Raw genomic sequence first — 12914 nt, forward strand, 5'->3', positions numbered from 1 at the left:
GCCACCGTCAACGAATCTCTCTGTCGCGCAGCGACTTCGGGTCGATCACCTCGCGGATCAGGCGCAGCTCGTCGTCGGTCGGCAACCTGGACTCCGCCGCGCCGTCCAGGCCGTGCACCTCGAACGAGGTGTTCTCGGCGACCTCGTCCGCCGAAACCCCGGGATGCAGCGACACCGCCCGCATGCTGCGCTCGGGCCCGCCGAAGTCGAACACGCCCAGATTGGACACCACCCGGTAGGTGTTGGCGAAGCGGAACGCCGGATTGTCGGCGTCGACGTGGTCCCAGCCGACTCCGCAGACGACATCGACCTTCTCGCAGAACACCCGCCTGGAGTGGTTGCCCACCCAATAGCTGGTCGCGTGGTTGATGGCGTTACCGGGTGCACCGCGGACACCGAACATCTGACGTTTGGGTCGCTGCAGCGAACCGAACGCCGAGATGTTCTGATTGCCAAAGCGGTCAATTTGATTGGCGCCCATCACCACATGGCGCCGGCCCCAGGCCAGGGTTTCGAACACCCGGCCGAACGGCATCCAGCCCTCGACGGGCGCCGGCGCGCCCAGCGCCGGGGTCTCGGCCAACAGTTGCGCCTCACCGTCGGTCAGCAGGATGTCCGGTGAAAAGGTCAGCCGGGCCAGCCGGGCACCGACGGAGGCCATGTTCGTCATCGGGCTGACCATGATTTCGCCGGCATCCCGGAACAATTCGGCACAGGCGACCGCGCAGATTTCGGGTCGGGTGATCGCTTCGCCGCTCATGACGAGGCCTCCTCTTTGAAGGCGCGCACGGCCGCCTGGTAGTCCTCTTCGCTGCCCGACAGGAAGGTCTGCACGAACTGCTGCCAACCCTCGTCGGTCGAGGCGGCCTCGGCGTAGTGCCGCTGGAACTTCTCGTCCCGCGCGTAATCGGGTGCGGCTGTGGTGAAGTGGGCACCACCGGGCGCCTCGACCACGCCGTCGACCATCATGCGGTTCACTAGCAGTGCCTGCGGGGGGACCGCCTTGACCAGCTCCTGGGTGGAAACGACGCGCTCCACCGACAGGAAGCGCTTCTCGGCGGCCATCAAGAAGAGGTCGTCGAAGTACGGATCGATACCGGTGTAGGCCGCATTGCCTTGCGCATCACCAAGATTGAGGTGCACGAACGCGGCGTCCAGGCGCAGCGCCGGCATCGCGATCAGGGTTTCGTGTCCGCCGCCGGGTGCCGGATACGGGCTGGTCACCGTCGCCAATTCGCCCTCCCAGAAGTCCGGGACCGAACTGCCCAGCCCGGCCCGGATCGGTAGAAACGGCAGGCGTTGCGCGGCGGCCTGCAGACCGCACCGCAGCATGCCTTCGTCCATCTCCCGGGCCTCGATCGCCCCATTGCCGCGGGCCTTGGCGAACCAGGGGTCGTAGAAGGGTGGGGAGTCCAGCGAGACGAATCCGTAGTAGACCCGCTTGACTTTGCCGGCCGAGCACAGCAGGCCCAGGTCCGGCCCGCCGTAGGTCACCACGGTCAGGTCGGTGATGTCGGTGCGCAGCAGGGCGCGCACGAACGCCATGGGTTTGCGCCGCGATCCCCAGCCGCCGATGCCGATCGTCATGCCGCTGCGCAACTGTGCGACGGCGTCGTCGAGGGTGGTTCTCTTGTCGCTCACTTCTCACCCTTGTTCGTACCGGCGAACGCGTCACGATGCTCGTCGGACACCCCGGCGAGATTGAGCTCGAACGTAAAGCCTTGCTCCATGCGATAACTCGAGTTGACCCGCTGCACGTCGATGAGGTTCAGCGCCTCCTTGGCGGCCCGGATGACGCGGGTGTCCTTTGCGGCGATGTCGCGCGCCACCCGTAAGGCCGCCTCGTCGAGCTCGTCGCGCGGCACCACCTCGTGCACCGAACCGAAATGGTGCAGGGTGGCGGCGTCGACCGTGGCCGCGGTGAAGAACAGCCGCCGCATCATGTGTTGTGGCACCAACCGGGACAGGTGGGTGGCCGCGCCGAGCGCGCCGCGTTCCACCTCCGGCAGGCCGAAGGTGGCGTCGTCGGAGGCGACGATGACGTCGGCGTTGCCGATCAGTCCGATGCCGCCGCCGACGCAGAATCCGTTCACGGCGGCGACTACGGGCACCGCGCACTCGTAGACCGCGCGGAACGCGGCGAAGCAGCCGCGGTTGGCGTCGATGAGCGCGGTGAATCCCTCGGTCCGCTGCATCTCCTTGATGTCGACCCCGGCGTTGAAGCCGCGGCCCGCGGCGCGCAGGATCACCACATGGGTCTCGGGGTTTCGGCCGGCCGCGGTGATGGTGTCGGCGAGTTCGAACCAGCCGCGCGACGGGATGGCGTTGACGGGCGGGAAGTCGACGGTGACCGCGACGATGCCCGGTTCGGTGGTGGTGGATGTGATGGGCAAGGCGCCACTTCCTTGTGGGGTAACTACCTAAGCAAGCACTTGCTTGGTACGCTAGCACAGTGACTCGCGCCGAAGCACGCCCCCCACGTGAAGAAGCCATCAACTTGGGGCTGGCCGGGCGGGTCGTTCTCGTCACCGGCGGTGTGCGCGGGGTGGGAGCCGGCATCAGCTCGGTGTTCGCCGAGCAGGGTGCCACCGTCGTCACCTGTGCGCGCCGTGCCGTCGAGGGGCTGCCCTATGAGTTCCACTCCTGCGACGTCCGTGACGACGACGCCGTCGCGGGATTGATCGACGCCATCGTGGACCGGCACGGGCGCCTCGACGTCGTGGTCAACAACGCCGGGGGATCACCCTACGTGCTGACCGCGGAGTCCAGCGCCAAGTTCAACCGCAAGATCATCGAACTCAATCTCATTGGCGCCTTGTCGGTTTCGCAGCACGCGAACGCTCAGATGCAGGGCCAGGAACGGGGCGGGTCGATCGTCAACATCTGCAGTCTGTCCGGCCGCCGGCCCTCGCCGGGCACTGGGGCCTACGGCGCGGCCAAGGCGGGTCTGGAAAGCCTCACCCAGACGCTGGCCGTCGAATGGGGCCCGAAGGTCCGGGTGAACGCCTGCGTGGTCGGCATGGTGGAGACCGAGCAGTCCGAATTGTTCTACGGCGACGCCGAGTCCATCGCCGCGATCTCGAAGAATGTGCCGCTGGGCCGGCTGGCCAAGCCCGCCGACATCGGTTGGGCCACAGCGTTTCTGGCCTCCGATGCGGCGTCCTACATCAGTGGTGCCTCGTTGGAGGTGCACGGCGGCGGCGAGCCGCCGCACTATCTGGCCACCACGAACGCGAGCGCGATCAAGTAGAGGAGAAGAAAACTATGGGAGTGGTTGACGGCCGCGTCGTCATCGTCACCGGAGCGGGCGGCGGAATCGGTCGCGCGCATGCGCTGGCGTTCGCCGAAGAAGGCGCGCGCGTGGTGGTCAACGACATCGGGGTGGGCCTGGACGGTTCGCCGGCCGGCGGCGGCAGCGCCGCCCAGAGCGTCGTGGACGAGATCACCGCGGCGGGCGGTCAGGCCGTCGCCGACGGATCCGACATCGCCGATTGGGACCAGGCTGCCGGCCTGATCCGGACCGCGGTCGAAACGTTCGGTGGCCTGGATGTTTTGGTGAACAACGCCGGCATCGTGCGCGACCGGATGCTGGCCAACACCAGCGAAGAGGAGTTCGACGCCGTCATCGCCGTGCACCTCAAGGGGCACTTCGCGACCATGCGGCACGCCGGGTCGTACTGGCGCGGGCTGTCGAAGGAGGGCAAAACCGTTGACGCCCGGATCATCAACACCAGTTCGGGTGCCGGCCTGCAGGGCAGCGTCGGGCAAGCCAATTACAGCGCCGCCAAGGCCGGCATCGCGGCGTTGACGTTGGTCGGCGCCGCCGAGATGGGGCGTTACGGCGTCACCGTCAACGCCATCGCGCCGTCGGCGCGCACCCGGATGACCGAGACCGTGTTCGCCGAGATGATGGCAACGCAGGACCAGGATTTCGACGCCATGGCGCCGGAAAACATCTCACCGCTGGTGGTCTGGCTGGGCAGCGCCGAATCCCGCGACGTCAGCGGCAAGGTCTTCGAGGTCGAGGGCGGCAAGATCCGCGTGGCCGAGGGCTGGGCCCACGGCCCGGAGATCGACAAAGGCGCGCGGTGGGACCCCGCGGAGCTGGGGCGCGTCGTGGCCGACCTGCTCGCCAAGGCGCGCCGCCCGGTCCCCGTCTACGGCGCCTAGCGCGGTTCGCACACGACGAGCGGGATGACCCGGTCGGCGGCCTCACGGTACTTGCGGTAGGGCGGGTACATCCGCGTCAAGCGTGGCCAATACCGTTCCCGCTCAGCGTCGGTGGCGTCGCGGGCCACCAGGTCCAGGCGCTGGGCGCGGATCTGCACGTGCACGTCGGGATTCTCTTTGAGGTTGAGGTACCACAACGGATCTTCGTCGCGACCACCGAAGCTCGCGGGCAGGATGACCCGGTCGCCGTCGCGCAGGTAGAGCGTCGCGGTGGTCCTCGGCTGGTCGGATTTGCGTCCGGTCGTGGTCAGCAGCGCCGCCGGAAACCGCCACAGCTTCGCGCCGATTCGGCCGTCGGTGCGCTGGTACACCCAGATGTGGGCGCGCGCGAAATACTTGAGCAGCAGCGCAATCGGGCGCGAGTTGCGAATCGGGTGGCGTCCGTTCATGTCCCGGGATGATTCCCCGCCGGGGCACAAGGGAAACGTCAGGGGTCGCAGATCACCACCGGGATGACCCGATCGGTCCAGGAACGGTAGTCACCGAAGGAGGGATACATGGCGTCCAGTTTCGGCCAGTACTCGGCGCGTTCCGCCTCGGTGGCATCACGGGCCTGCAGCTGCAGCACCTCGTCCTTGATCTGTACGGACACTTTGGGGTCGGCCTTGAGGTTGAGATACCACTGCGGGTGCTTGTCGCTGCCGCCCTTCGACGCGACCAATATCACCCGGTTCCCCTCACGTAGGTAGAGCAGCGGACTCACCCGCGGTTCGCCGCTCTTTCGGCCGGTCGTGGTGAGCAGCGCGACCGGCGCCTTCTGGAAAGTGCTGCCGAATCTTCCGTTGCTGCGCTGGTATATCCACGCGTTGCTCTTGGCCATCCACTTGATGAACAAGCTGACCCAGGGCGAGTTCAGCGCACGTGGCTTCGCTTTCGGCATGAGGGTCCTCAACGACGTTGAATGAAGGGCTGGAAACGAACCTTGATGTGGTGGATTTCGGCTTCCCCACTTGCGCTTTCGGCCGGAATCACGAAGGTCTCGTCGACGTGTGCGGCCAGGCGCCGGCCACCGAACCCCGCCTTGGTCAGCACCTGGTAGGACGCGTGTACCAGGTCGCCGTCGACGCGGTAATCCGGTGGCGTCGTCTCCGCGAGCAACCGGTACTGCAGTCCGCGATCAAGGCTGCGCCGCAGATGATTTCCGGAAAAGCCGTTCTTGACGCCCTGCTCGACGCGGGTGCACCCGGGCGCGAACGGAACGGCGTCGCCGCGGTGGCTGACCAGCGCGTCGATGTAAGACTGCGCCGCGGCGATGCGGCGTTCGTCGGAGATGCTCACCAGATGCTGGAACGCTCGAGCGCTAGATGCGCTCGATGATGGTGCCGGTCGACAGGGCGCCACCGGCGCACATGGTGATCAGCGCGGTGGTCTGGTCGGTGCGCTCCAGTTCGTGCAGCGCGGTGGTGATCAGCCGGCTTCCGGTGCTGCCGACCGGGTGCCCCAGCGCGATGGCGCCGCCGTTCACGTTGACCTTCGCCATGTCCGGGTCGTGCACGCGCGCCCACGACAGCACCACCGACGCGAACGCCTCGTTGATCTCGGTGATGTCGATGTCGCCCATCTTCATCCCGGCCTTCTCCAGCACCTTCGCCGTCGACTGCACCGGGCCGTCCAGGTGGTAGTACGGCTCGGCACCGACCAGGGCCTGGCTGACGATGCGGGCGCGCGGCCGCAGGCCCAGGGCCTTGGCCTTGTCCTCGTCCATCCACAGCACGGCCGCCGCGCCGTCGGAGATCTGCGATGACGTTCCCGCCGTGTGGATTCCGCCCTCGATGACCGGCTTCAGCGCGCTCAGACTCGACAGGGTCGTCTCGCGCAGGCCCTGGTCGCGGGAGATGGTGACGCGCTCGGACGTGGGTTGCTTGTTCTCATCGAGCGCCGGCGCCTCGATCGGGGAGATCTCGCGGTCGAAGCGGCCCTCGTCCCAGGCCTGCTTGGCCTTGATCTGGGAGGCCAGCCCGAATTCGTCGATGTCTTCACGGCTGATGCCGCGCCGCTTTGCGATCCGCTCGGCGGCGGTGAATTGGTCGGGCAGATCGATGTCCCACGAGGAGGGACGCAGGATGCTCCGGTCCGGACCGGCGTTCGCGCCGAGCCCGACGCGGCTCATGGCCTCGATTCCGCATGCGATGCCGATGTCGATGGCGCCCGCCGCGATGAGCCCGGCGACCAGGCCGTTGGCCTGCTGACCGCTGCCGCACTGACAGTCCACGGTCATGGCGCCGACGTGCTCGGGCAACCCGGCGACGAGCCAGCTGACCCGGGTGATGTTGTTGGACTGCTCGCCGAACTGCGTCACGCAGCCGCCGATGACCTGTTCGACGTCGCCGGCGTCGATGCCGGCCTTCTCTACGAGAGCTTTCTGCGTGGCGCCCAGCAACTCGGTTGCGTGCAGACCGGACAGCCAGCCGTTCCGCTTGCCGATGGGGCTACGAGTGGCTTCAACGATGACAGGGTTACCCATTCCGACAGGCTAGAACACGTTTCATTACTCTGACAAGCGAGGATGGTGACCTGCCTTTTATCTGCGCAGGAGGCGTGTTTTACTGGCACTAGAACACGTTGCAATTAGTGTTGTAATAAGGAGCGCACCCTACATGGCACCCCCCAACATTCCCGCCGACTTCGACTTTCTCGACCCCGACGTCAACCTCGCCGGGTTGCCGGTCGAGGAACTCGCGCAGCTTCGCAAGGCGGAGCCGATCCACTGGGTGGACATCCCGAATGGCGCGGGCGGGTTCGAGGACCACGGCTACTGGATCGTCACCAAGCACGCCGACGTCAAGGAGGTGTCGAAGCGCAGCGACATCTTCTCGAGCTGGATGAACGGCGCCATCCCGACCTGGCCGCCGGAGATGAAGCGCGAGCAGGTCGAGCTGCAGCGCAGCGTCATGCTCAACATGGACGCGCCACACCACACCCGGCTGCGAAAGATCATCTCCCGCGGGTTCACCCCGCGGGCCATCGGGCGGCTGGAAGCCGAACTGGCCCAGCGCGCCCAGAACATCGCAGCGACCGCCGCCAAGGAGGGCAGCGGCGACTTCGTCGAACAGGTCTCGTGCGAGCTGCCCCTGCAGGCCATCGCCGGTCTGCTCGGCGTACCCCAGGAGGATCGCGACAAGCTCTTCCGCTGGTCCAACGAGATGACCGGCGGCACCGACCCCGAGTACGCCCACGTCGATCCCGCGCAGTCGTCGATGGAACTGATCACCTACGCCATGGCGATGGCGGCGGAGCGGAGCGAGAACCCGACCGACGACATCGTCACCACGCTCGTCCAGGCCGACATCGACGGTGAGAAGCTCTCCGACGACGAGTTCGGCTTCTTCGTGGTCATGCTGGCCGTGGCGGGCAACGAGACCACGCGTAATTCGATCACCCACGGCATGATCGCTTTTGCCGACAACCCCGATCAGTGGGAGCTGTTCAAGAGGGAGCGCCCGTCGACCGCGGCCGACGAGATCATCCGGTGGGCCACCCCGGTATCGGCCTTCCAGCGCACCGCCAACGAGGACACCGAGCTGGCCGGCGTGCAGATCAAGAAGGGTCAGCGGGTGGTGATGTCCTACCGCTCCGCCAATTTCGACGAAGAGGTCTTCGAGGACCCGCACAACTTCAACATCCTGCGCGACCCGAACCCGCACGTCGGCTTCGGCGGCACCGGCGCCCACTACTGCATCGGCGCGAACCTGGCCCGCATGACGATCAACCTGATCTTCAACGCCGTCGCCGATCACATGCCGGACCTCAAGCCGATCGGCGAGCCCGAGCGGTTGCGGTCGGGCTGGCTCAACGGCATCAAGCACTGGCAGGTCGACTACGCCGGCAAGGCCGCGGTGACGACCTGATGGACTTCGAGCTGACCGCGACGCAACAGGCCGTCGCCGACGTCGTCACGTCGGTGTTCGAGCGCGAATTAAGCTGGGACGCTATGGTCAACGGCGGTGTGACGGCACTCCCGGTGCCCGAGCGCCTCGGCGGCGACGGCGTGAGCCTGCCCGAGGTCGCCACCGTGCTGACCGAGGTCGGTCGCCATGGCGCCATCACGCCGGCCCTGGCCACACTGGGTTTCGGCGTGCTGCCGCTGCTCGATCTGGCCTCCGACGAACAGCAGGACCGATTTCTGGCCGGAGTCACCAAGGGCGGGGTGCTGACCGCCGCGCTCAACGAGCCGGGTACCGCCCTGCCGGACCGGCCGTCGACCACGTTTGCGGGCGGCCGCCTGTCGGGCACCAAGGTCGGCGTCGGCTATGCGGGACAAGCGGATTGGATCATCGTGACCGCCGACAGTGCGGTGGTGGTGGTGTCGCCGAAGGCCAACGGCGTCGAGGCGGTCCAGACCCCCACCTCCAACGGCTCCGAGGAGTACACGGTCACGTTCGCCGACGTCGCGGTCGACGACTCCGACGTGTTGGCCGGCGCGACGGCGCCCCGGGTCAATCAGTTGGCGCTGGCCGCCATCGGCGCCTACGCCGACGGGCTCGTGGCCGGGGCGCTGCGGCTGACCGCCGATTATGTGGCCAACCGCAAGCAGTTCGGCAAGCCGCTCTCGACGTTTCAGACCGTGGCGGCGCAGCTCGCCGAGGTCTACATCGCCTCGCGCACCATCGATTTGGCGGCCAAGTCGGTGGTGTGGCGGCTGTCCGAGGGCCGGGACGCCGACGACGACCTCGACGTCCTCGGTTACTGGATCACCTCGCAGGCGCCGCCGGTGATGCAGCTCTGCCATCACCTACACGGCGGCATGGGGATGGACATCACTTACCCGATGCACCGCTACTACTCCACGATCAAAGACCTGTCCCGACTGCTGGGCGGCTCTTCTCATCGGCTCGATTTGGTGGGAGCGCAATGTTCATAGACCTGACCCCCGAGCAGCGCCAGCTGCAAGCGGAACTGCGGGAGTACTTCTCGAACCTGATCTCGTCCGACGAGATGAAGGCGATGGAGTCCGACCGGCACAACGCGGCCTACCGCGCGGTGATCCGGCGGATGGGCCGTGACGGCAAGCTCGGGGTGGGCTGGCCAAAGGAGTTCGGCGGCTTGGGCTTCGGCCCGATCGAGCAGTCGATCTTCGTCAACGAGGCGCACCGGGCCGACGTGCCGCTGCCCGCGGTGACGCTGCAGACCGTGGGTCCGACGCTGCAGCAGTTCGGCAGCGAAGAGCAGAAGAAGAAGTTCCTGCCCGCCATCCTGGCCGGCGAGGTGCACTTCGCGATCGGATACACCGAGCCCGAGGCCGGCACCGACCTGGCCTCCCTGCGCACCACCGCGGTGCGCCAGGGCGACGAGTACATCGTCAACGGACAGAAGATCTTCACCACCGGCGCCCACGACGCCGACTACATCTGGCTGGCCTGCCGCACCGACCCGGAAGCCGTGAAACACAAGGGCATTTCGATCCTGATCGTCGACACCAAGGATCCCGGTTACTCCTGGACGCCGATCATCCTGTCCGACGGTGCCCATCACACCAACGCCACCTACTACAACGACGTGCGGGTGCCCGCCGACATGCTGGTGGGCCAGGAGAACGGCGGCTGGCGGCTGATCACCACCCAGCTCAACAACGAGCGGGTGATGCTGGGTCCGGCGGGCCGCACCGCCGGCATCTACGACCGGGTGCACGCCTGGGCGTCCAAGCCGGGCAGCGACGGCGTCACGCCGATCGATCACGCCGACGTCAAGCGGGCGCTGGGTGAGATTCACGCGATGTGGCGGATCAACGAACTGCTGAACTGGCAGGTGGCCGCCGCCGGCGAAGACATCAACGTGGCCGACGCCGCGTCGACGAAAGTCTTTGGTACCGAGAAGATTCAGTACATTGGTCGGCTCGCCGAGGAGATCGTGGGCAAGTACGGCAACCCCGCCGATTCGGACACCGCCGACCTGCTGAAGTGGCTGGACTCCCAGACCAAGCGCAATCTCGTCATCACCTTCGGCGGCGGCGTCAACGAAGTGATGCGCGAGATGATCGCCGCCGCCGGACTCAAAGTGCCGAGGGTGCCACGATGACCGACATCCAAAAAGCGGTTGCGGAGATCACCGCCACCGTCGTCGCCGCCCCGCGCGAGGCGCGGGATCCGGTGAACCAGCCGACGATCAACAATTGGGTCGAGGCGATGGGGGACCGCAACCCGATCTACGTCGACGACGCCGCGGCCAAGGCCGCCGGTCATCCCGGGATCGTCGCACCACCGGCCATGATTCAGGTGTGGACGATGTTCGGCCTGGGCGGGGAACGCCCGACCGACGACCCCATGGGCCCGATCATGCAGCTGTTCGACGAGGCCGGCTACATCGGGGTGGTGGCCACCAACTGTGAGCAGACCTACCACCGGTATCTGCGTCCCGGTGAGCAGGTCACCGTCGTCTCCGAGATGCGCGACGTGGTGGGTCCCAAGCAGACCGGGCTCGGCGAGGGCTGGTTCATCAATCAACACATCACCTGGCGGGTCGGTGACGAGGATGTGGCCGAGATGGCGTGGCGCATCCTGAAATTCAGGCCGCGCGAGGATTCGGGCGCGGCCGCGTCGGTCCCTCAGGATCTGGACGCCGACGCCATGATGCGGCCGGCGGTGTCACGCGACACCGCTTTCTTCTGGGAGGGCGTCAGGGCGCACGAGCTGCGTATCCAGCGCCTCCCCGAAGGCACGCTGCAGCATCCGCCGGTGCCGGCGGTGTGGCAGGACAAGGCCGAGCCGATCGACTTCACGGTCGCCGGCGGCCGCGGCACGGTGTTCAGCTACGTGGTGCACCACGCACCGAAGGTGCCCGGTCGCACGCTGCCGTTCGTGATCGCACTGGTCGAACTGGACGAGGGCGTTCGGATGCTCGGCGAGCTGCGCAACGTCGACCATGCCGAGATCAAGATCGGGATGCCGGTCCGTGCAACGTATATCGACTTCCCGGCCGGCGAATCCGGCCCGGAGTGGAGCCTCTACGCCTGGGAGCCCGTGGGAGACGAAGCATGAGCGCACCTGTTGTTGAAGTGGGCACCACCCTGCCCGAACTCAAGCTGCATGGCACGCCGACCTTTATCATCTCGACGGCCCTGGCGACCAGGGACTTTCAGGACGTGCACCACGACCGGGACCTGGCGCAGGCCAAGGGTTCCAAGGACATCTTCGTCAACATCCTCACCGACACCGGGCTGGTGCAGCGTTACGTCACCGACTGGGCGGGGCCGACGGCGCTGATCAAGTCGATCGGCCTGCGGCTCGGTGTGCCGTGGTACGCCTACGACACCGTCACCTTCTCCGGCGAGGTGACCGCCATCGACAACGGCCTGGTCACGCTGAAGGTGTTAGGCCGCAACAGTCTTGGCGATCATGTCATCGCCAACGTGACGCTGACGATCGGGGGCGCATAGATGTCAGCGGGCTTGTTGAACGGCCGAGCCGCGATCGTCGGCATCGGCGCCACCGACTTCTCCAAGGACTCCGGCCGCAGTGAACTGCGGTTGGCCGCCGAGGCGGTGCTGGATGCGCTGGACGACGCCGGGCTGAATCCGTCCGACGTCGACGGGCTGACCACCTTCACCATGGACACCAACAACGAGACCGCCGTCGCCCGCGCGGTCGGCATCGGCGACCTGAAATTCTTCTCGCAGATCGGATATGGCGGTGGCGCCGCGTGCGCGACCGTGCAGCAGGCGGCGCTCGCCGTGGCCACCGGGGTGGCCGACGTCGTCGTCGCATACCGGGCGTTCAACGAGCGATCGGGCATGCGATTCGGTCAGGTGCAGACCCGGTTGGTGGGAACCGCCGGCGTGCAGGCTGATTCGACCGCGGCGGACAATTCGTTCTCCTACCCGCACGGGCTGTCCACGCCAGCCGCCCAGGTCGCGATGATCGCCCAGCGCTACATGCATCTGTCCGGTGCCAGCAGCCGGGACTTCGGGGCGATCTCGGTGGCCGACCGCAAGCACGCGGCCAAGAATCCGAAGGCGTACTTCTACGAGAAGCCGATAACCATTGAGGACCACCAGAATTCGCGGTGGATCGCCGAGCCGCTGCGGCTGTTGGACTGCTGCCAGGAGACCGACGGGGCGGTCGCAATCGTGGTGACGTCGCCGGAGCGGGCGAAGGATCTCAAGCAGCGACCGGCGATCATCGAGGCGGCCGCGCAGGGCTCCAGCCCCGACCAGTACACGATGGTCAGCTATTACCGGCCCGAGCTCGGACTGCCCGAGATGGGTGTGGTGGGTCAGCAGCTTTGGCAGCAGTCGGGCCTGAAGCCGACCGATATCCAGACCGCTGTGCTCTACGACCACTTCACCCCGTTCACGCTGATTCAGTTGGAAGAGTTGGGGTTTTGCGGCAAGGGCGAGGCCAAGGACTTCATCGCCGACGGTGCCATCGAGATCGGGGGACGGCTGCCGATCAACACCCATGGCGGCCAACTCGGCGAGGCCTACATTCACGGCATGAACGGCATCGCCGAGGGCGTGCGCCAGCTGCGGGGCACCTCGGTGAACCCGGTGCCCGACGTTGAGCATGTCCTCGTCACCGCCGGAACCGGTGTCCCCACGTCGGGCCTGATCCTGGGCTAGCGGCCGCCGAGCGTGCCGCGGGACGGCCGGGGCGCGCGCCGTCGAGCGTGAACTTAGTTTCACGCTCGTTGCCGACTGTCAAACTAACTTCACGGTCGATAAGTGAAGTGACGCCGGACATGGCACGTGC

General features: G+C 66.8%; 15 protein-coding genes. 8 read left to right on the forward strand and 7 right to left on the reverse strand.

The window, feature by feature from the left end; translation table 11 throughout:
• Positions 1 to 7: 7 nt before the first annotated feature.
• The 3 genes from ipdB to echA20 are packed head-to-tail and all read right to left on the reverse strand — an operon-like array spanning position 8 to position 2393.
• Positions 8 to 760, reverse strand: coding sequence for a cholesterol ring-cleaving hydrolase subunit IpdB (gene ipdB, locus BST14_RS10430; protein ID WP_083064434.1), 753 nt, complete (start codon positions 758 to 760; stop codon positions 8 to 10).
• Entirely contained in the window at positions 757 to 1641 is an 885-nt protein-coding gene (gene ipdA / locus BST14_RS10435) for a cholesterol ring-cleaving hydrolase subunit IpdA (RefSeq protein ID WP_083064435.1), read from the reverse strand. The genes ipdB and ipdA overlap by 4 nt, the downstream gene beginning before the upstream one ends.
• A complete protein-coding gene (gene echA20 / locus BST14_RS10440) occupies positions 1638 to 2393 on the reverse strand; it encodes a (7aS)-7a-methyl-1,5-dioxo-2,3,5,6,7,7a-hexahydro-1H-indene-carboxyl-CoA hydrolase (protein ID WP_083064436.1) in 756 nt (251 codons plus the stop codon). Before echA20 ends, ipdA begins: the two co-directional genes overlap by 4 nt.
• A gap of 59 nt (positions 2394 to 2452) precedes the next feature.
• Here echA20 and BST14_RS10445 point away from each other — a divergent pair, with 59 nt between their 5' ends.
• The gene (locus BST14_RS10445; RefSeq protein WP_211280697.1) at positions 2453 to 3250 is read left to right on the forward strand and encodes an SDR family oxidoreductase; all 798 of its coding nucleotides are present in this window, start codon (positions 2453 to 2455) and stop codon (positions 3248 to 3250) included.
• Between the two features lie 14 nt (positions 3251 to 3264).
• Complete coding sequence (locus tag BST14_RS10450) at positions 3265 to 4170, forward strand: SDR family oxidoreductase (protein WP_083064437.1); 906 nt, start codon at positions 3265 to 3267, stop codon at positions 4168 to 4170.
• On the opposite strand, the gene BST14_RS10455 is transcribed toward BST14_RS10450, so the two are convergent.
• Genes BST14_RS10455 through BST14_RS10470 form a run of 4 tightly spaced genes read right to left on the reverse strand, consistent with a single transcriptional unit; the run spans position 4167 to position 6694 of the window.
• Positions 4167 to 4619 (reverse strand): nitroreductase family deazaflavin-dependent oxidoreductase, encoded by a 453-nt coding sequence (locus BST14_RS10455; RefSeq protein ID WP_083064438.1) that lies wholly within the window; start codon positions 4617 to 4619, stop codon positions 4167 to 4169. The genes BST14_RS10450 and BST14_RS10455 overlap by 4 nt on opposite strands.
• A 38-nt stretch (positions 4620 to 4657) precedes the next feature.
• Positions 4658 to 5110, reverse strand: a complete 453-nt coding sequence (locus BST14_RS10460) for a nitroreductase family deazaflavin-dependent oxidoreductase (protein ID WP_083064439.1) — start codon at positions 5108 to 5110, stop codon at positions 4658 to 4660.
• A gap of 8 nt (positions 5111 to 5118) precedes the next feature.
• Positions 5119 to 5511 (reverse strand): DUF8021 domain-containing protein, encoded by a 393-nt coding sequence (locus BST14_RS10465; protein ID WP_211280699.1) that lies wholly within the window; start codon positions 5509 to 5511, stop codon positions 5119 to 5121.
• Positions 5512 to 5530: 19 nt separating this feature from the next.
• Positions 5531 to 6694: a steroid 3-ketoacyl-CoA thiolase gene (locus BST14_RS10470; RefSeq protein ID WP_083064441.1), complete on the reverse strand. Its 1164-nt coding sequence runs from the start codon at positions 6692 to 6694 to the stop codon at positions 5531 to 5533.
• A 133-nt stretch (positions 6695 to 6827) separates the two neighbouring features.
• Here BST14_RS10470 and BST14_RS10475 point away from each other — a divergent pair, with 133 nt between their 5' ends.
• The 6 genes from BST14_RS10475 to ltp2 are packed head-to-tail and all read left to right on the forward strand — an operon-like array spanning position 6828 to position 12784.
• Entirely contained in the window at positions 6828 to 8078 is a 1251-nt protein-coding gene (locus BST14_RS10475) for a cytochrome P450 (protein WP_083064442.1), read from the forward strand.
• A complete protein-coding gene (locus BST14_RS10480; RefSeq protein ID WP_083064443.1) occupies positions 8078 to 9091 on the forward strand; it encodes an acyl-CoA dehydrogenase family protein in 1014 nt (337 codons plus the stop codon). Before BST14_RS10475 ends, BST14_RS10480 begins: the two co-directional genes overlap by 1 nt.
• Positions 9082 to 10245: an acyl-CoA dehydrogenase FadE29 gene (gene fadE29, locus BST14_RS10485; RefSeq protein ID WP_083064444.1), complete on the forward strand. Its 1164-nt coding sequence runs from the start codon at positions 9082 to 9084 to the stop codon at positions 10243 to 10245. The genes BST14_RS10480 and fadE29 overlap by 10 nt, the downstream gene beginning before the upstream one ends.
• Complete coding sequence (locus tag BST14_RS10490; protein WP_083064445.1) at positions 10242 to 11204, forward strand: bifunctional MaoC family dehydratase N-terminal/OB-fold nucleic acid binding domain-containing protein; 963 nt, start codon at positions 10242 to 10244, stop codon at positions 11202 to 11204. Before fadE29 ends, BST14_RS10490 begins: the two co-directional genes overlap by 4 nt.
• Positions 11201 to 11602 (forward strand): MaoC family dehydratase, encoded by a 402-nt coding sequence (locus tag BST14_RS10495; protein WP_083064446.1) that lies wholly within the window; start codon positions 11201 to 11203, stop codon positions 11600 to 11602. The genes BST14_RS10490 and BST14_RS10495 overlap by 4 nt, the downstream gene beginning before the upstream one ends.
• A gap of 12 nt (positions 11603 to 11614) precedes the next feature.
• A complete protein-coding gene (gene ltp2, locus BST14_RS10500) occupies positions 11615 to 12784 on the forward strand; it encodes a 17-hydroxy-3-oxo-4-pregnene-20-carboxyl-CoA lyase (protein WP_083064494.1) in 1170 nt (389 codons plus the stop codon).
• Positions 12785 to 12914: the final 130 nt, after the last annotated feature.

The organism is Mycobacterium arosiense ATCC BAA-1401 = DSM 45069 (assembly GCF_002086125.1).
In the GTDB taxonomy this organism is placed as follows: Bacteria; Actinomycetota; Actinomycetes; order Mycobacteriales; family Mycobacteriaceae; genus Mycobacterium; species Mycobacterium arosiense.

Coding starts and splice junctions, on each gene's coding strand:
- ipdB (WP_083064434.1), bottom strand. CDS start 760: ATGAGCGGCGAAGCGATCACCCGACCCGAAATCTGCGCGGTCGCCTGT.
- BST14_RS10450 (WP_083064437.1), top strand. CDS start 3,265: ATGGGAGTGGTTGACGGCCGCGTCGTCATCGTCACCGGAGCGGGCGGC.
- BST14_RS10455 (WP_083064438.1), bottom strand. CDS start 4,619: ATGAACGGACGCCACCCGATTCGCAACTCGCGCCCGATTGCGCTGCTG.
- BST14_RS10460 (WP_083064439.1), bottom strand. CDS start 5,110: ATGCCGAAAGCGAAGCCACGTGCGCTGAACTCGCCCTGGGTCAGCTTG.
- BST14_RS10470 (WP_083064441.1), bottom strand. CDS start 6,694: ATGGGTAACCCTGTCATCGTTGAAGCCACTCGTAGCCCCATCGGCAAG.
- BST14_RS10475 (WP_083064442.1), top strand. CDS start 6,828: ATGGCACCCCCCAACATTCCCGCCGACTTCGACTTTCTCGACCCCGAC.
- BST14_RS10480 (WP_083064443.1), top strand. CDS start 8,078: ATGGACTTCGAGCTGACCGCGACGCAACAGGCCGTCGCCGACGTCGTC.
- fadE29 (WP_083064444.1), top strand. CDS start 9,082: ATGTTCATAGACCTGACCCCCGAGCAGCGCCAGCTGCAAGCGGAACTG.
- BST14_RS10490 (WP_083064445.1), top strand. CDS start 10,242: ATGACCGACATCCAAAAAGCGGTTGCGGAGATCACCGCCACCGTCGTC.
- BST14_RS10495 (WP_083064446.1), top strand. CDS start 11,201: ATGAGCGCACCTGTTGTTGAAGTGGGCACCACCCTGCCCGAACTCAAG.